Raw genomic sequence first — 15,621 nt, 5'->3', positions numbered from 1 at the left:
GGGGCATATGGGCAAGGTCACGGGCTTTCTCGAGATCGACCGGCAGACGGCGAAGTATCAGCCGGCTTCCGATCGCATCCGGCATTTTCGCGAGTTCACGCTGCCGATGTCCGACGAGGAGGTCGGCAAGCAGGCGGCGCGCTGCATGGACTGCGGCATCCCCTTCTGCCATGGGCCGACGGGCTGCCCCGTCCACAACCAGATCCCGGACTGGAACGACCTCGTCTATTCCAACGACTGGGAAGGGGCGATCCGCAACCTCCACTCCACCAACAACTTCCCCGAGTTCACCGGCCGCATCTGCCCGGCGCCCTGCGAGGAAGCCTGCACGCTGAACCTCGAGGACACGCCGGTCGCCATCAAGACGGTGGAACAGGCGATCGCCGACAAGGCCTACAAGCTCGGCCTCATCAAGCCGCAGCCGGCCGAGACGAAGACGGGCAAGCGCGTCGCGATCGTCGGCTCCGGCCCGGCGGGCCTTGCCGCCGCCCAGCAGCTCGGCCGCGCCGGCCACGAGGTGCATGTGTTCGAGCGCGAGAGCCGCGCCGGGGGCCTCCTTCGCTACGGCATCCCCGACTTCAAGATGGAGAAGCACTTCATCGACAAGCGCGTCGAGCAGATGGAAGGCGAAGGCGTCACGTTCCACTACGGCGTCAACGTCGGCAAGACCAAGCCCCTGGCCGAGCTGCGTGCCGAGTTCGACGCGGTGCTTTATTGCGGCGGCGCCGAGCGTCCGCGCGATGCCGGCATCCCGACCAACGGCCTCCACGGCATCCACGACGCCATGCCCTATCTCGTCCAGCAGAACCGCCGCGTCGGCGGCGAGCCGGTGGAGAGCGCCGGCTGGAACGCGGGCGAGATCTGGGCCGGCGGCAAGCATGTGGTCGTCGTCGGCGGCGGCGACACGGCGTCCGACTGCGTCGGCACCGCCTTCCGTCAGGGCGCGGTGAAGGTCACCCAGCTCGACATCCGCCCGCAGCCGCCGAAGATGGAGAACAAGCTCGAGGTCTGGCCCTACTGGGCGACCAAGATGCGCGTCTCCTCCTCCCAGGCCGAGGGCGCGGTGCGCGAGTTCCAGGTCGCGACGCTGGAGTTCATCGGCGAGGACGGCCAGCTCACCGGCGTCAAGTGCGCCGAGGTGGACGAGCGCCGCAAGCCCATCCCCGGCACCGAGTTCGTGATCCGCGCCGACCTCGCCTTCATCGCCATCGGCTTCGCCGGTCCGTTCACCGACGCCCTGGTGGCCGAAGCCGGCGAGGCGCTGGCGCTCAAGCGCGACGCGCGCGGCAACGTCTCGGTGCAGGCCGACGACAAGGCTTATGCCACCTCGATGGAGGGCGTGTACGCCGCCGGCGACGTGCGCCGCGGCCAGTCGCTCGTCGTCTGGGCGATCCGCGAGGGCCGCCAGGCCGCCCGCGCGATCGACCTCGCGCTCACCGGCCAGACGACCCTGCCGCGCTGAGCGCTTGGCTGGCGCCGGCTCCGCCCGGCGCTAGTTCGATTCTCTCCAAAGGGGAGGCGACATGGACTGGTTCGCGCCGATCGACGCCTATTGCGAGCGGCTCGGACCCGGCCTCTGGGCCGAGCCGGTCAACGCGCTCACCAACGCCGCGTTCATCGCGGGTGCCGCTTACGCCTTTGCCGAATGGCGTCGCCATCCGAAACGCGACGGCATCACGCTCGCCTTCATCCTGCTGGTTGCGGTGATCGGCACAGGATCCCTCCTGTTCCATACCTTCGCCAACGGCTGGTCGCTGCTGGCCGACGTCCTGCCGATCGCCGTCTTCATCTACGGCTTCTTCGCGCTGGCCCTGTTTCGCTTCCTCGGGCTGCGTCCGGCGCTCGCGATCGTCGGCACGATCGGCTTCGCGGTCCTGGCGCAAGGTGTGGAGCGGCTGGCCGGGCCATGGCTCGGCTCTTCGGCCTCCTATCTGCCGGCTTTGCTCGCGCTCGGCGGCATCGGCACCATGCTGGCGATGCGCTGCCACGGGGCAGGGCGCTGGCTGCTGGCGGCGGCCGCCGTCTTCACGCTGTCCCTGACGCTCCGTACGCTCGACGGTCCCCTCTGCCCCCGTCTCGGTCTCGGCACGCACTTCCTCTGGCACATGCTCAACGCCGCGACGCTGACGCTCTGCCTCCTCGCCGCGATCCGCTTTCCCCCTGACTCCGCAGGAGTTCGGCCCGCCCACGGCGAAGGCAGTCCGGCGCGCCGGGCGTAAAAAAAGGGCCGGGCGCTTCCCCCGAAGCACCCGGCCCGCGGCGTCCCCCGCCGTGAAACGTATTCCTCAGCTCTGCGGCGCGTTGCGGCGGCGATCGGCCAGCCGCTCCTTGCCCTGGAGCACGATGACGCGGGCGTTCATCGGCACGCGGTCGTAGAGGTCGACGATGTCCTGGTTCATCAGGCGGATGCAGCCCGACGAGACGGACTTGCCGATCGACCACCATTCGGGCGTGCCGTGCAGGCGATACAGCGTGTCCTTGTTGCCCTGGTAGAGATAGAGGGCACGGGCGCCGAGCGGGTTCATCAGGCCCGGATTCATGCCGACCTCGTTGCCGTAGGGCTTGAGCTCGGGGCGACGGGCGATCATCTCGACCGGCGGAAACCACTTCGGCCAGTGCTGCTTGTCCTTGATGTCGGCCTCGCCCGCCCAGGAGAAGCCGGCCTTGCCGACGCCGATGCCGTAGCGCATCGCGGTGCCCTGCGGCTCGACGACATAGAGGAAATGGTTGGCGGTATCGACCACCACGGTGCCGGGCTCCAGGCCCTCGCCGTTGTAGACGACACGCTGGCGGCGGAACTTCTCGTCGACCTTGTTGATCGGGATCGCCGGAAGCTTGAAGCCGCCGTCCTCCATCGCGGCATAGGCCGTCAGCTCGACGGGGCCGATCGGGCCGCCGGAGACGATGGTCTCGGCCGGCGCCGGCGCAACATAGGCCTGGGCCATCGGCGCCGCGCTGATGCTGGCGCGCTGCTGGCCCTGCGTGGTGCAGGCGCCGAGCGTTGCGAGGGCGGCGAGCGAGACGCCGAGAAGAAGAGGATTCGAGCGGGTCTTCATGGAGCGTCCGGTGCGGCTGCGAGGGCATGACGGCCAGGCGTGACGGGCTCCCAGGACAGGCAGTCCCCCGTCGGAGGCCTCCCTCTGGTACGCCCCGCCGAGTCGCGTGGCAACGAGAGGAGTAGACCCTCTTATGGTTAAGATTGTCCTTGTTGCCCCCTCACCACAGTTGACGGTCGCACCCTGGGTTCCAGTTCAGGGCTGAGGGACGAAGTTCAAGGACGAGCGGGGACTTCGGATGAATATCGGCGAAGCGGCGCGGCGCTCCGGCCTGCCGGCCAAGACGATCCGGAACTACGAGGACATGGGTCTCGTGAAGCCGGCGCGCGCCTCCAACGGGTATCGCGACTATGCCGAGCGGGACGTCCAGGTCCTGCGCTTCATCCAGCGCTCGCTCTCCCTCGGCTTCCCGCTGGACGAGACGCGGCGGCTGCTCGCCGTCTTCGCCCCCGGCGCGCGGCGCGACGAGGCGCAGCGCCTGGCCCGGCGGCGCGTGCGCGAGATCGATCGGAAGATCGAGGAACTCCAGACCCTGCGCCGGGCGCTCGCGGGGCTGATGGACGAGGCCGCGCCGGCTTGTCCGCGCGGCTGGCCGGTGCTGGACGAGATGCCGAACGAAGGCGCGCGCGTCGCACGCCCGGCGATCTGAACCGGAAGCCGGAGCCTGCGGCGTTTCCGATTCGTTTCTCGCGGCCCCTTGATTTGGTTGGCCTTTCCCGGCTAGTCGAAGGGCATGCCGATCGTCTCCCCCTTTCGCCGCGATCCCCTGGTGGACGGACGCCAGTCCGAGCGGGCCATGCTGGTCCGGCGCGGCGTCCAGCGACTGATGATCCAGATGCGGGTGTCCGTCCTGCCCGAGATTCCGCTGGTTTCCGGGCGGCGGGCCGACCTTCTCTGCCTGTCGGAAAAGGGCGAGTTCTCCATCGTCGAGATCAAGTCCTCGATCGAGGACTTCCGCGTCGACCGCAAATGGCCGGACTATCGGCTGCATTGCGACCGGCTGTATTTCGCCACGCATCCGGGCGTGCCGACCGATATCTTTCCCGAAGACTGCGGGCTGATCCTCTCCGACGGCTACGGCGCCGAGATTCTGCGCGAGGCGCCCGAGACGAAGATGCCCCCCGCCACGCGCAAGGCGCTGACGCTGCGCTTCGCGCGGCTCGCCTCGGACCGCCTGCTCCAGGCCGAATGGGTCGCCAATCCCTACATGACCGGCGAGGCCGCGGACTGACCGATCGTCAGCGCGGGGCGCGCTTGGCGAGGATCCGCTGGAGCGTGCGCCGGTGCATGGACAGGCGCCGGGCCGTCTCCGACACGTTGCGGTCGCACATCTCGTAGATGCGCTGGATGTGTTCCCAGCGGATGCGGTCGGCCGACATCGGGTTCTCCGGCGGCTCGGCCTTGGCCTCCGGATCGCGCGTCAGGGCGGCGATCACCTCGTCGGCGTCGGCGGGCTTGGCGAGATAGTCGATGGCGCCGAGCTTCACCGCGTTGACGGCGGTCGCGATGTTTCCGTAGCCGGTGAGCACGACGGCGCGGGCGCCCGGCCGCTGGCGGCGCAGGGCCTCGATCACGTCGAGCCCGTTGCCGAGGCCGAGCCGGAGGTCCACCACGGCATAGGCCGGCGCCTGGGCCTTCAAGGCTGCGAGCCCTTCCGAAACGGTCTCGGTGGTTCGGACCTCGAACCCCCTCTGCTCCAGGGCGCGGGCCATACGACCGACGAAGGGGCGGTCGTCGTCCACCAGGAGCATCGTGCGGTCTTCGCCCGGCTGCGGGGCGGCAGTCTGTTCGTGAAGCATCGGGTCGTTCCTTCCTCCTCCGAAAGATACGTCGTCCGGCTGGCTTATCAACCGGCACGCGAGACAATTGGTCGCGTGCGATGTCTTTGTGGGGGTGGGCTCAGGCGAGCGGCGGCGGAAGGTCGAGCGTCTCCGGCTCCGCCGAGGGCGCGACGGTCAGCCGGCCGAAGCTTTCCGCGGGCCAGGATAGGACGACCCGCGCGCCGGTGGCGTGGTCCGACTGGCCGTTGTCGAAGCGGATGCGCGCACCCGACCGCTCGATCAGCGTCTTGGCGATAAAGAGACCGAGACCCAGGCCGCCCCCCGACTGCCGCCGCTCCTCGTCGCGCATCGACATGTAGGGGTCGCCGATCCGCGCCAGCACGTCCGGGGGGAAGCCGGTGCCGTCGTCCGAAATCTCGATGGCGATCCGCGTCTCGTTCCACGACATGGCGACGGTCACCTCGGACCGCGCGAAGTCCACCGCGTTCTCGATCAGGTTGCCGAGCCCATAGATCACGCCGGCATTGCGACGCAGGACCGGCTCCGGGCCGGACGCTTCGAGGACGCGCACCCGAATGTCGACGCCGAAGTCGCGATGGGGCGCGACGGCTTCCTCCACGAGGGACGACAGGGTAAGCTTGGCGAGGTGCTCCTCCGAGACGGAGGACAGGCTGGCGAGCTGTCCGAGGATCGCGCGGCAGCGCTCGGTCTGGCTGATCAGGAGGTCGATGTCCTCGCGGAAGCCGTGGTCGGCGGGCGCGGCGCGGCCCATCTCCTTGGCCACCAGCGAGATCGTGGCGAGCGGGGTGCCGAGCTCGTGCGCGGCCGCGGCGGCCAGCCCGTCGAGCGCCGACAGGTGCTGTTCTCGCTGGAGCATGAGCTCGGTCGCCGCCAGCGCGTCGGAGAGGGCGCGGGCTTCGGCGGCCACGCGGTAGATATAGAAGGTCGAGAAGACGAGCGTCGTCGTCAGCGCGAACCACATGCCGCCGAGATAGGGGAAGGGGAGGGCCAGGCTGTGCCCCGCCGGCCAGGGGATCGGGTGGTGGAGGAAGGCGAGAAGCGTGGCGCAGAGGACGGCCAGGACACCGATGCCCACCGAGATGCGGGCCGGCTGCGTCGCCGCCGCGATCATCGCCGGCACCACCAGGAACACGGCGAACGGGTTCTGGATGCCGCCGGTGAGAAACAGGAGCCCGGTCGGCTGCACCACGTCGAAGACGAGGATCAGCGCCGTGTGCCGCTCCGACAGCCTCTCGGCCTTCCGGTAGCGGGTGGACAGGAACAGATTGAGGAGGACCGAGACGCCGATGAGCGCGAAGCAGGCCCAGACGGGATAGGGATACCAGAGACCCCAAGCGACGAAAACGCAGGCCGCCGCCTGGCCGGCGATCGACAGCCAGCGCAGGCGCACGAGCGTGGCCAGCCGCACGCGCTGCCCCTCGCGCGACAGGCGGCGCTCCAGCGGCATGTCGGCTTCGAAATCAGGGGCCTTGGCGATCGTCATCATGCATGGCGAACTAGGCGCGGCGCACGTGGCGCAAAGGTGCGGCCCGCGCGCGCAGGGGCCATCGTCGCGGCCCGGTCAGCCGCGCGGCTTCGCTCTGGCCGTGGGCGGGGCGCTCGCCGGGTCCTCCGGCCAGGAATGGCGGGGATAGCGGCCGCGAAGATCGGCCCGGACGTCGGCCCAGGACCCCCGCCAGAAGCCCGGCAGGTCGCGAGTGATCTGGATCGGCCGGTGGGCGGGCGACAGGAGCTCCAGGATCAGCGGCAGGCGGCCGCCCGCGATCGCGGGATGGCGGGCGAGGCCGAACAGTTCCTGGACGCGCACCGCGAGCACCGGCCCTTCCGCCTCGTAGCGGATCGGCAGGTGCGACCCGGTCGGCGCGGTGAAGTGGGAGGGCGCGAGCTCATCCAGCCGGCGCGCCTCGCCATGGGGCAGGCGGGCGAGCAGCGCCTCGCGAAGCGCGCCCTCGCCGATCTGGGACAGGGCGGTGGCGCCGGGCACGAAGGGCAGGAGCCAGTCCTCGAGCTCGGCCAGCAGCGCCTCGTCGGAAAAGGACGGCCAGCCCGCCTCTGTGCCATAGGCGGGCTGCAGGAAGCGCAGGCGCGCGAGCAGCCGCTCGCCGTCCTTGCCCCAGGGCAGCGCGCGCAGTCCGATCTCGCGGATGCCCGTCATCAGCGCCCGTCCCGTCGCCTCGCCTGCCGGGGTCGGCAGCGGCGTCTCGGCAAGGACGGCCCGGCCGAGCCGGCGCACGCGCCGCGCGCGCACCGAGCGGCTGGCGGGGTCGAAGGCGAGCGTCTCCTCCTCCACGATGCGTGCCTTGAGAAGGGCGTCGAGGCGGGCCTTGTCGATGGCGGCGGCCGCGCGGATGCACCCCGTCCGCTGGGCGGCGCCCGTCGCAACGCCCTGGAGATCGGCGACCACCAGGGCCGCCTCGCGCGACAGGGCGTGCTCCCGGTCGAGGACGCCGCCGCGCCCGTTGGACAGGAGATAAGCGCCCGGCCCGCCGCGCTGGAGCGCCACCCGGTCGGGATAGGCGAGCGACAGGAGCGCGCCGGGATCGTCGTCGTCCAAGAGGTCGGGCAGGAGCGGAAGCGCGGCGGCGGCGATGCGCCCCGCCAGTTGCTCGGCGGAGCGGGCGCGGGGCGAGCGGTCGGCGCGCCAGGCGCGCAGGCGCTCGGTCAGATCCACCGCCGCGCCGCCGAGGCCGGGCTCGGTGAGAAGCACGGCGAGCCGGGCCGCCTCGCGTCGAGCCGTGCCCTTTGCCGCGCCTGCCACCATGCGCGCCAGGCGCGGTGGGAGGGGAAGCCCGCGCATCGCCTCCCCGACGGGCGTCATGCGCCCGTCGGCATCCAGCGCACCGAGTTCCTTGAGAAGCGCGCGGGCCTCCGCCACGGCGGGGCCGGGGGGCGGGTCGAGGAAGCGGAGGGAGGCCGGATCGGACACGCCGAAGGCCAGGGCGTCCAGGACCAGCGCCGACAGGTCGCTCGACAGGATCTCCGGCTGGTCGAAGGGCTCCAGCGCCGCCGTCTGCTCGGCCCGCCAGAGCCGGATCGCCTCGCCCGGCGCCGTGCGCCCGGCGCGGCCCGCCCGCTGATCGGCCGAAGCGCGCGACACGCGCACCGTCTCGAGGCGCTGGAGGCCCGTCGCCGGCTCGAAGACGGGCGCCCGCTTCAGGCCCGAATCCACCACCGTGGTCACCCCGTCGATGGTGATCGAGGTTTCCGCGATGGTCGTGGCGAGCACCACCTTGCGGCGCCCCGCCGGAGCCGGGCGAATGGCACGATCCTGGGCTTCGCCCTCCAGCCGGCCGAAGAGCGGGGCGAGGATCACGTCGGCGGGCAGGCGTCCCTCCAGGCGCTCCAGCGTGCGCTCGATCTCGCGCTGGCCCGGCAGGAAGGCGAGGATCGAGCCGGAACCGGCACCGATCGCCTCGCGCACCGTCGCGGCGACGGCGTCCTCCACGGCTTCCGCCGCGCCCCGGTCGCGGTGGCGGACCGTGACGGGAAAGGCCCGGCCCTCGCTTTCCACCACGGGGGCGTCGCCGAGCAGCGTCGCCACGCGCGCGCCGTCCAGCGTCGCCGACATGACGAGGAGCTTCAGGTCGGGCCGCAGCGCCTCGCGCACGTCGAGCGCGAGCGCCAGCGCGAAGTCGCCGTCGAGCGAGCGCTCGTGGAACTCGTCGAAGAGGATCGCGGCGATGCCGGAGAGTTCCGGGTCCGACAGGATCATGCGCGTCGCCACGCCTTCCGTCACGACCTCGATGCGCGTCGCGGCGGAAACGCGGGTGTCGAGACGCATGCGCCAGCCGACCGTGTCGCCCGGCTCTTCGCCGAGAATGTCGGCCATGCGGGAGGCGGCGGCGCGCGCGGCGAGCCGGCGCGGCTCGACCAGAACGATGCGGCCGGCGGGGAGATCCCGCAGGAGGTGGAGCGGCACAAGCGTGGTCTTGCCCGCGCCCGGCGGCGCCACCAGCACCGCGGCGCCATGGGCCATCAGGGCGGCGCTCAAGGGCGCGAGGACGTCGGAGACGGGAAGGTGGGGAAGGGCGGGAGCGGCCAGCATGGCTGCCGTCTTGCCCGAGGCGCGGAGCGCTTGTCCAGCGAAGGCTCGCCGGTATCAGATCACGCTCGCGCCGACATTCACCGCGAGCGCCAGCACCGTGGTGTTGAACAGGAAGGCGAGGATCGTGTGGGCCAGCACCAACTCGCGCATGCTCTTCGTGGTGACGGCGACGTCCGACGTCTGGCAGGCGGCGCCCATGGTGAAGGCGAAGTAGAGGAAGTCGCCATAGCCGGGCGTCCTGTCTTCGCCGGGAAAGGCGAGGCCGCCCTCGGCGTCGGGCCGCGAGTAGAACTCGCCGGCATAGTGCAGGGCCATCACGATCTGCGTCACCGTCCAGGACAGGAGGATCGTGGAGCCGGCCAGAGTCAGCCGCCAGCCGTTCGGATCGTGGTCGTCGAGCCCGTGCAGCTCGGCCGCGATGGCGGCGAAGCTCGCGGCGATGGCAAGCCCGGTGAGGAACAGGATCGCACGCCGTCCCTCGTCCTGGCGCCGGGCGCGGCGGCGGAGGTCTCCGGCATCCGCCGAGCGCAGCATCATGCGGGCGATCACGCCGAGATAGAACAGGACGCCGGCGTCCCAGCCGAGGAGGATGCGGGTCGAGAGGTCGAGACCGCGCGGCGCCAGGAGCGTCACGGCCACCGCGATCACGGCCGCCAGGATCAGGCGCGGCCGGGCGCGCAGGCCGCGGATGAAGGCGCGGTGGAAGGTATGGGATCCGGGCTTGGCCGTCATCGGGCGCTCGCTTGTCCGCCCGGTGCGCGCAGGATGGCTCGGTCGGCGGAATGATGGTTCGCGCGCGGGCAGGGATCGGCTAAAGGAAGTTTCGACGCGCCGCAACCGTCCCGCGCCGGCGCCCTATCGCGAGTGCCTCCATGTCCCGTGCCGCCCCCGACGCCGCCGCCACGCCCGCCGACGCGCGCCCCACGATCGTGCTGACCGGCGCCTCGCGCGGCATCGGCCATGCGACGGTGAAGCGCTTCTCGCGCGAGGGATGGCGGGTCATCACCTGCTCGCGCCAGGATTTCGCCGCCGACTGCCCCTGGCCGGCCGGCCCCGAGGACCACATCAAGGTCGACCTGTCGGACCCCGAGGACGTCGGCTACGCCGTGTCGGAGATTCGCCAACGGCTCCAGGCGAACGGCGGCAGGCTCCAGGCTCTCGTCAACAACGCGGCGATCAGCCCGAAGGCCGAGAAGGGCGCGCGGATGGATTCGATCCGCACGCCCATGCATGTCTGGCGCGACGTGTTCCAGGTGAACTTCTTCGCCCCGATCATGCTGGCGCGCGGCCTGCACCAAGAGCTGGCTGCGGCGGGCGGGGCGATCGTCAACGTGACGTCGATCGTCGGCAGCCGCGTCCATCCCTTCGCCGGCACGGCCTATGCCACATCCAAGGCGGCGCTCGCCTCGCTGACGCGCGAGATGGCGGCCGACTTCGGGCCGGACGGCATCCGCGTCAACGCCATCGCGCCGGGCGAGATCGACACCGCGATCCTGTCGCCGGGCACGGAGAAGATCGTCGAGCAAATCCCGATGCGCCGCCTCGGCAAGACCTCGGAAGTCGCCGACATCATCTACTTCCTGTGCTCGGGCCAGGCGTCCTACGTCAACGGCGCGGAGATCCACATCAATGGCGGCCAGCACGTCTAGAGGTCAGCGGGCGCGCAGCGCGGCGACGAGAAGGCTCGCGCCCGAGCTGATCAGGGAAATGCCGAGGAACAGGCCGACGGCCCAGACGGCCGTGCCGGGCAGGCCGACCACCAGGAACAGGGCCAAGCCGATATTGACGATGCCGGCCAGCGCCAGCAGCCAGAACTGGCCGCCCGAGACGCGGAAGGCATTGGCCATGGCGAAGGTCGCAAGGCCGAGCAGCATGAAGTAGACGGCGAGCAGCGTCGTCAGCGCGACCGCGCCGGCAAAGGGCTGGGCGACGATCAGGAGGCCGAGGATCAGGGCGCCGATGCCGACCACGAGGCTCGTGCCGAAGCCGCCGAACCCCTTCCCCGCGCGGAAGGCCGCAACCAGCCCGACGATGCCGAGCACGATCATCAGCCAGCCGAAGAAGAGGGTGGAGGCGAGCGTGGCGGCGAAGGGCACGACCAGCGCCAGGAGGCCCGCCGCGATCATCAGGACGGCCTGGACGGTGTAGCCCTTCCAGTGCGCATGGAGGTGGCGCTGGACGTCTCGTTCGACCGGGTCGTTCGGCATGGCGGCTTGGGTCATCGGAACGCTCTCCCCGCAAGGTTTGCTAGCCGACCAACGAGAGGTGGCGAAGATGGTTCCCCCTGCCGTCCTCAGCCGCCCTGGCGCCCCAGCGCCCGCGTCGCATCGAGGAGGCGGTCGAGCCAGTCGTCGAGGCGTTTACGATCCGCGGCGTCCAGGAGCCGGCCCTTCGCGTCGAAGGCCTCGTCCGGGCGGGCGAGGCGGAATTCGGCGGTGAGGACGTCCGCGCCGAGCGCCGCGAAGGTGGCGCGCAGGGCGCCGAGCCCCGCGCGACCGTCCTCCACGCCGTGGCCGACGGAGGCGAGCGCCACCACCAGCCGGGCGAAGGGCTGGCGCTCCGTGCGCTCGGCGGTGCCGGCGGCGGCGGTCCAGTCCAGCGCGTTCTTGAGGACGGCCGGCGGCCCGGCGTTGATCTCCGGGCAGACCAGGAGGAGCCCGTCCTGCAGGGCCAGCCGCTGGGCGAGGAGGCGCGCGTTCTGCGGCGCCTCCTCGCCGGCCCCCGCCCCGTCGAAGAAGGGGAGGGGGTAGTCGGCAAGGCTCGCGCCCGTCAGCGCCGCGTCCGTCAGCGCCAGGATGCGCGTCGCCTCCGCGCCGAGGCGCGTGGCCGGCGAGCCGGGCGCCGTGTCGCCGGGCAGAACGAGGATGCGCGGGATCAATGGAGCGGACGGTTCCCGGCCTGCGAGTAGATCCAGACGCGCGCCGGGGGGATGTTGTCCCAGACGATGTCGGAGGACGACACGTCGAAGAGGCCCGGCACGGGCTTCACCGGCGGCTTCCAGAGATAGGAGAGCTGCGTGACGTTGCCGCCCGGCAGGAGCCGGCCGAAATAGCGGGTGAACAGCGCCTGCCGCTCGTCCTGCGGAAACTTCACGATGGGAATCGCGAAGAGGATGGCGGCGAACTTCGTCGCCCCGCCGTCGCCGAGCGTGGCGTCGAGGTCGAATCCGTCGCCCCGGATCACGTTGACCGCCGGGAAGCGCTCCTTGAGGGTGCGGGCGAACTCGGCATCGTACTCGATGGAGGTGATCCGGCCGGGATCGACGCCGGCATCCAGAAGGGCGCGCGTGACGCAGCCGAGGCCGGGGCCGAGCTCCAGGATCGGCCCGTCGATGCCGGTCGTCGCCGAGGCCACCATGGTCGCGCAGTAATGGGCCGAGGAGGGCGCCACGGCGCCCATCTTGATCGGGTTGCGGACCCAGGTGCCGAAGAAGCGCGCCAGATCCTTGCGCCGCTCGCGTGCCGCGTCCTGTCCGATGCGTCCGGTCATGTGCTTCTCCACTAAACCCCGTCACGGCTCGGCGAGCCGGCTCCGACAGCATGCCTTATCCCACCATTTTGGCACTGGGACGAAGGCCGGCAATCCCGTTCACCCGCCGTCTCGCCGGTATGTGATGACGCGGGCCGGCGGAAGGTTGCGCTTGATCCAGGGCGACACGGTCGCCTCGGCGCCGACGTGCCGGGCGCGCACGGGCGGCGCGAAGGCGTAGGAGAACTGGATGAACGGGGCACCGGGCGGCAGGAGATCGAGATAGCCGGCGACGGCGCGCTCGCGGTCGTGCTCGGGGCGCGTCATCAGCGGAAGGCTGGAGACGACGGCACGCAAGGGGCGCCCGGCGAGCGCGCGCTTCAGCGCGGCCGGCGGCGCGTAGGCGTCGCCCTGAAGGATGTGGACGCGGGGAAAGCGCGCGCGCAGGAGGGTGCAGAACTCGGGCGCATATTCCAGGCACACGAGATGGTCGGGCTCGATGCCCGATTCCAGGAGGCAGCCGGTGACCACGCCCGTGCCCGGCCCGAGCTCCACCACGACGCCGTCCGCCGGCTCGTCCGGCACGGCCTCGGCCATGCGCCGCCCGAGGGCGCGGGAGGACGGCGAGACGGCACCCATCTTGAGCGGGCTCTTCAGCCAGCTCCGGATGAACGCGGCGTCCGCCTGCCGGCGCAGTGGATTCTCATGTCCGTCCAACCCGGCCTCCCCATCGCCGCGCCATCCGATGGCTTCAGTCGCTGAGGCCCTCGAAGAAGTCCTTCATGCGCGAGAAGAAGCCCGTCGACTGGGGCGAGTTTTCCGACGACGAGATATCCTCGAACTCCTGCAGGAGTTCGCGCTGGCGGCGCGACAGGCTCTGCGGCGTCTCGATGGAGATCTGGATGAAGAGGTCGCCGGTCTGGGTGGAGCGCAGGACCGGCATGCCCTTGCCCTTGACGCGGAACTGCTTGCCGTACTGCGTGCCTTCGGGAACCTTCACGCGCGACTTCGCGCCATCGAGCGTCGTGACCTCGAAGGAGCCGCCGAGCGCGGCCGTGGTCATCGAGATCGGCACCTTGCAGAAGAGGTCCGCCCCGTCGCGCTGGAAGAACTCGTGCGGCTTCACCGAGAGGAAGATGTAGAGATCGCCCGCCGGGCCGCCGCGCAGGCCCGCTTCGCCCTCTCCGGCGAGACGGATGCGCGTGCCGTCCTCAATGCCGGCCGGGATGTTGACCGACAGGTTGCGCTCTTCGGGCAAGCGCCCGTCGCCGCCGCACTTGCCGCAGGGATCGGCGATGATCTCGCCGCGCCCCTGGCAGGTCGGGCAGGTGCGCTCGATGGAGAAGAAGCCTTGCGCCGCGCGCACCCGGCCGATGCCGCCGCAGGTCGGGCAGGCCTTCGGCGCGGTGCCGGCCTTGGCGCCGGTGCCATGGCACTGGTCGCACTGAATGGTGGTCGGCACGCCGATTTCGGCGGTCTTGCCGAGAAAGGCCTCCTCGAGGCTGATCTCCATGTTGTAGCGCAGGTCCGAGCCGCGCTCGCGCCCCGACTGGCCGCCCTGGCGGCGCCCGCCGCCGCGCCCGTTCATCATCTCGCCGAAGATGTCGTCGAAGATGTCGGCCATGGAGGAGGCGAAGTCGCCGCGTCCGGCTCCGCCGCCGCCGTTCTGGAAGGCAGCATGGCCGAAGCGGTCGTAGGCGGCGCGCTTCTGCGGGTCCTTCAGGACCTCGTAGGCTTCGCCGATCTCCTTGAACTTCAGCTCGGCCGCCGCATCTCCGGGGTTGCGGTCGGGGTGGTACTGCATGGCGAGCTTGCGGAACGCGGCCTTCAGGGTCTTGTCGTCGCAACCCTTCACGACGCCGAGCGTCTCGTAGTAATCGACCTTCACGGACAAGCGGTTCACCGTTCTTGAGGCTCGCACCGGCTTTCGCGTCCGGTGCCGTCATGACGTGGGGCGGGAGCCTTCGCGCATCCCGCAGCGGTCCGGATGTAGGCGTGGACGCGCCGCGTTACCATAGGACGGCCCCGAGCGAAAGCCGAACCCCGTTGCCGGCGGGCGCGGGGATCAGGCCGCGGCGAGAGAGGACGGGGGCTTGGCGCCGCGCTCGCCCGCGAGGAGCCGGCCGAGCGGCCCTTCGACGAAGCGGAAGGCGAGCCAGGCCAGGGCGATCGTCGCTCCCATCGGCAGGGCGAGATAGGCGTAGAAGTTGACCACGCCCAGCGGCTTCACGATGTGGTTCCAGGCGAAGGACAGGAGCACGAACTCGCAGGCGGCATGGAGGATGTAGACGCCGAAGGACAGGCGCGTCAGCCCCATGAGCGGCTCCAGCCGCGCCGTCGACGCGGGGCGGGCGCCCTCCGAATGGCCGATGAGGAGCATCGCCAGGAACAGGAGCGCCAGCGTGAGGTGGACGAGCTGGGGCCAGCCCATGGTGACGAGGGCGAGCGCCAGTGCGGCGAGACCCGGGAGATGCGAGGCGACGGGCAGGATGCGGCGCGCCACCAGGGCCGCGGCCAGCGCACCGGCGGTGAAGTCGGCGAAGGCTCGATAGGCTCCGAACGTATCGGCGTTGGTCCAGTGACCGCCGGGAAAGACGCCTTGGCGGCTCCAGACCTCGAGGACCGCGATCCAGCCGACGAGGAGAAGACCGAGGCCCGCCACGCCCGCGCGCCGCCAGACGAGGACGACAGCGGGAAACAGGAGATAGCAGAAGAATTCGGCACTGACCGACCAGCTGGGATAGTTGAAGGCCAGCCGGTCGGTCGTGCCCCAGGCGTGGAGCGCCAGGAAATGGAACGGCAGGTCCGCGAGCCTCCAGCGCCCCGGGTCGGTCAGCGTGACCAGGCCGAGGGCGCTCGCCACGCCGACGGCGGCGAAGAAGATGAGGGTCAGGACATGGAGCGGGTACAGCCGCGCCACGCGTCGCCGCAGGAAGCGCCGATAGTCGCCCATCGTGTTCATGCGCGGCGCGTAGCGCGCGGCGATCACGAAGCCCGAGATCATGAAGAAGACGTCGAGCAGCGGCCGGAAGTGGAGATGGAGCGTCGCGGTCCAGGCTGCGGTGCCCGGTCCGGGCGCGAAGAACAGGAAATGATAGGTCATCACGAGGATGGCGGCCGCGAAGCGCCAGCACTCAAAGATCCGGTAGTGCATGGGCCTTCTCGCCTCGTGTTCGATCCGGTCCCGGACCTTCGGTCTCCCGGATGTCGACATCGTTGACAGGGAGGGGGACGGCGCGGGCGCGATCCC

Annotated in this window: 16 protein-coding genes; 5 read left to right on the top strand and 11 right to left on the bottom strand. The window is 70.8% G+C overall.

The genetic code is table 11. The features are described from left to right. Nucleotides 1-7: 7 nt before the first annotated feature. Both O5O54_RS08640 and O5O54_RS08635 read left to right on the top strand, forming a co-directional pair. Complete coding sequence (locus O5O54_RS08640) at nt 8-1,462, top strand: glutamate synthase subunit beta (RefSeq protein ID WP_279480705.1); 1,455 nt, start codon at nt 8-10, stop codon at nt 1,460-1,462. Nucleotides 1,463-1,523: 61 nt separating this feature from the next. After that, on the top strand, nt 1,524-2,219 hold the full coding sequence (locus tag O5O54_RS08635) for a ceramidase domain-containing protein (RefSeq protein WP_279480703.1): 696 nt from the start codon (nt 1,524-1,526) through the stop codon (nt 2,217-2,219). Between the two features lie 66 nt (nt 2,220-2,285). Here the strand turns inward: O5O54_RS08635 and O5O54_RS08630 are convergent, their stop codons facing one another. Next, nucleotides 2,286-3,056: a L,D-transpeptidase gene (locus tag O5O54_RS08630; protein ID WP_279480702.1), complete on the bottom strand. Its 771-nt coding sequence runs from the start codon at nt 3,054-3,056 to the stop codon at nt 2,286-2,288. A gap of 238 nt (nt 3,057-3,294) precedes the next feature. On the opposite strand from O5O54_RS08630, the gene O5O54_RS08625 reads away from it, so the two are divergent. Beyond that, nucleotides 3,295-3,705 (top strand): MerR family transcriptional regulator, encoded by a 411-nt coding sequence (locus O5O54_RS08625; protein ID WP_279480701.1) that lies wholly within the window; start codon nt 3,295-3,297, stop codon nt 3,703-3,705. A gap of 84 nt (nt 3,706-3,789) precedes the next feature. After that, nucleotides 3,790-4,287, top strand: coding sequence for an MmcB family DNA repair protein (locus tag O5O54_RS08620; protein WP_279480699.1), 498 nt, complete (start codon nt 3,790-3,792; stop codon nt 4,285-4,287). A 7-nt stretch (nt 4,288-4,294) separates the two neighbouring features. On the opposite strand, the gene O5O54_RS08615 is transcribed toward O5O54_RS08620, so the two are convergent. The 4 genes from O5O54_RS08615 to O5O54_RS08600 form a co-directional block, all read right to left on the bottom strand. Then, the gene (locus O5O54_RS08615) at nt 4,295-4,855 is read right to left on the bottom strand and encodes an ActR/PrrA/RegA family redox response regulator transcription factor (protein WP_279480697.1); all 561 of its coding nucleotides are present in this window, start codon (nt 4,853-4,855) and stop codon (nt 4,295-4,297) included. A 100-nt stretch (nt 4,856-4,955) separates the two neighbouring features. Further along, complete coding sequence (locus tag O5O54_RS08610; RefSeq protein ID WP_407061675.1) at nt 4,956-6,344, bottom strand: ActS/PrrB/RegB family redox-sensitive histidine kinase; 1,389 nt, start codon at nt 6,342-6,344, stop codon at nt 4,956-4,958. A gap of 75 nt (nt 6,345-6,419) precedes the next feature. After that, the gene (gene hrpB / locus O5O54_RS08605; protein ID WP_279480695.1) at nt 6,420-8,903 is read right to left on the bottom strand and encodes an ATP-dependent helicase HrpB; all 2,484 of its coding nucleotides are present in this window, start codon (nt 8,901-8,903) and stop codon (nt 6,420-6,422) included. 54 nt (nt 8,904-8,957) lie between these two features. Then, nucleotides 8,958-9,635 carry a DUF1345 domain-containing protein gene (locus tag O5O54_RS08600; protein ID WP_279480691.1) on the bottom strand — a complete coding sequence of 226 codons (678 nt, stop codon included), beginning with the start codon at nt 9,633-9,635 and terminating at the stop codon, nt 8,958-8,960. Nucleotides 9,636-9,775: 140 nt separating this feature from the next. Between O5O54_RS08600 and O5O54_RS08595 the strand changes: the two genes are divergently transcribed. Continuing rightward, on the top strand, nt 9,776-10,552 hold the full coding sequence (locus tag O5O54_RS08595; protein WP_279480689.1) for an SDR family NAD(P)-dependent oxidoreductase: 777 nt from the start codon (nt 9,776-9,778) through the stop codon (nt 10,550-10,552). Between the two features lie 3 nt (nt 10,553-10,555). Here O5O54_RS08595 and O5O54_RS08590 read toward each other — a convergent pair whose 3' ends face one another. The 6 genes from O5O54_RS08590 to O5O54_RS08565 all read right to left on the bottom strand — a co-directional run bounded on the left by O5O54_RS08590 (nt 10,556) and on the right by O5O54_RS08565 (nt 15,525). Beyond that, entirely contained in the window at nt 10,556-11,125 is a 570-nt protein-coding gene (locus tag O5O54_RS08590) for an HdeD family acid-resistance protein (protein WP_279480687.1), read from the bottom strand. 71 nt (nt 11,126-11,196) lie between these two features. Next, nucleotides 11,197-11,781, bottom strand: a complete 585-nt coding sequence (locus O5O54_RS08585; RefSeq protein ID WP_279480686.1) for an NAD(P)H-dependent oxidoreductase — start codon at nt 11,779-11,781, stop codon at nt 11,197-11,199. Beyond that, on the bottom strand, nt 11,778-12,392 hold the full coding sequence (locus tag O5O54_RS08580) for a ribose ABC transporter permease (RefSeq protein WP_279480684.1): 615 nt from the start codon (nt 12,390-12,392) through the stop codon (nt 11,778-11,780). Before O5O54_RS08580 ends, O5O54_RS08585 begins: the two co-directional genes overlap by 4 nt. A 99-nt stretch (nt 12,393-12,491) precedes the next feature. Then, nucleotides 12,492-13,088, bottom strand: a complete 597-nt coding sequence (locus O5O54_RS08575) for an rRNA adenine N-6-methyltransferase family protein (RefSeq protein WP_279480682.1) — start codon at nt 13,086-13,088, stop codon at nt 12,492-12,494. Nucleotides 13,089-13,122: 34 nt separating this feature from the next. Then, nucleotides 13,123-14,259, bottom strand: coding sequence for a molecular chaperone DnaJ (dnaJ, locus tag O5O54_RS08570; RefSeq protein ID WP_279480798.1), 1,137 nt, complete (start codon nt 14,257-14,259; stop codon nt 13,123-13,125). Between the two features lie 177 nt (nt 14,260-14,436). Beyond that, entirely contained in the window at nt 14,437-15,525 is a 1,089-nt protein-coding gene (locus O5O54_RS08565; RefSeq protein ID WP_279480680.1) for an acyltransferase, read from the bottom strand. Between the last annotated feature and the right edge of the window lie 96 nt (nt 15,526-15,621).

This window comes from Aureimonas sp. SK2, from assembly GCF_029813115.1.
Classification (GTDB): Bacteria; Pseudomonadota; Alphaproteobacteria; order Rhizobiales; family Rhizobiaceae; genus Aureimonas.
This window is presented reverse-complemented; position numbering and strand designations above follow the sequence as displayed.

What these genes read in the sequence shown, in the direction of transcription:
- O5O54_RS08640 (WP_279480705.1), top strand. Translation starts at nt 8, where the DNA reads ATGGGCAAGGTCACGGGCTTTCTCGAGATCGACCGGCAGACGGCGAAG.
- O5O54_RS08635 (WP_279480703.1), top strand. Translation starts at nt 1,524, where the DNA reads ATGGACTGGTTCGCGCCGATCGACGCCTATTGCGAGCGGCTCGGACCC.
- O5O54_RS08630 (WP_279480702.1), bottom strand. Translation starts at nt 3,056, where the DNA reads ATGAAGACCCGCTCGAATCCTCTTCTTCTCGGCGTCTCGCTCGCCGCC.
- O5O54_RS08625 (WP_279480701.1), top strand. Translation starts at nt 3,295, where the DNA reads ATGAATATCGGCGAAGCGGCGCGGCGCTCCGGCCTGCCGGCCAAGACG.
- O5O54_RS08620 (WP_279480699.1), top strand. Translation starts at nt 3,790, where the DNA reads ATGCCGATCGTCTCCCCCTTTCGCCGCGATCCCCTGGTGGACGGACGC.
- O5O54_RS08615 (WP_279480697.1), bottom strand. Translation starts at nt 4,855, where the DNA reads ATGCTTCACGAACAGACTGCCGCCCCGCAGCCGGGCGAAGACCGCACG.
- O5O54_RS08610 (WP_407061675.1), bottom strand. Translation starts at nt 6,344, where the DNA reads ATGATGACGATCGCCAAGGCCCCTGATTTCGAAGCCGACATGCCGCTG.
- hrpB (WP_279480695.1), bottom strand. Translation starts at nt 8,903, where the DNA reads ATGCTGGCCGCTCCCGCCCTTCCCCACCTTCCCGTCTCCGACGTCCTC.
- O5O54_RS08600 (WP_279480691.1), bottom strand. Translation starts at nt 9,635, where the DNA reads ATGACGGCCAAGCCCGGATCCCATACCTTCCACCGCGCCTTCATCCGC.
- O5O54_RS08595 (WP_279480689.1), top strand. Translation starts at nt 9,776, where the DNA reads ATGTCCCGTGCCGCCCCCGACGCCGCCGCCACGCCCGCCGACGCGCGC.
- O5O54_RS08590 (WP_279480687.1), bottom strand. Translation starts at nt 11,125, where the DNA reads ATGACCCAAGCCGCCATGCCGAACGACCCGGTCGAACGAGACGTCCAG.
- O5O54_RS08580 (WP_279480684.1), bottom strand. Translation starts at nt 12,392, where the DNA reads ATGACCGGACGCATCGGACAGGACGCGGCACGCGAGCGGCGCAAGGAT.
- O5O54_RS08565 (WP_279480680.1), bottom strand. Translation starts at nt 15,525, where the DNA reads ATGCACTACCGGATCTTTGAGTGCTGGCGCTTCGCGGCCGCCATCCTC.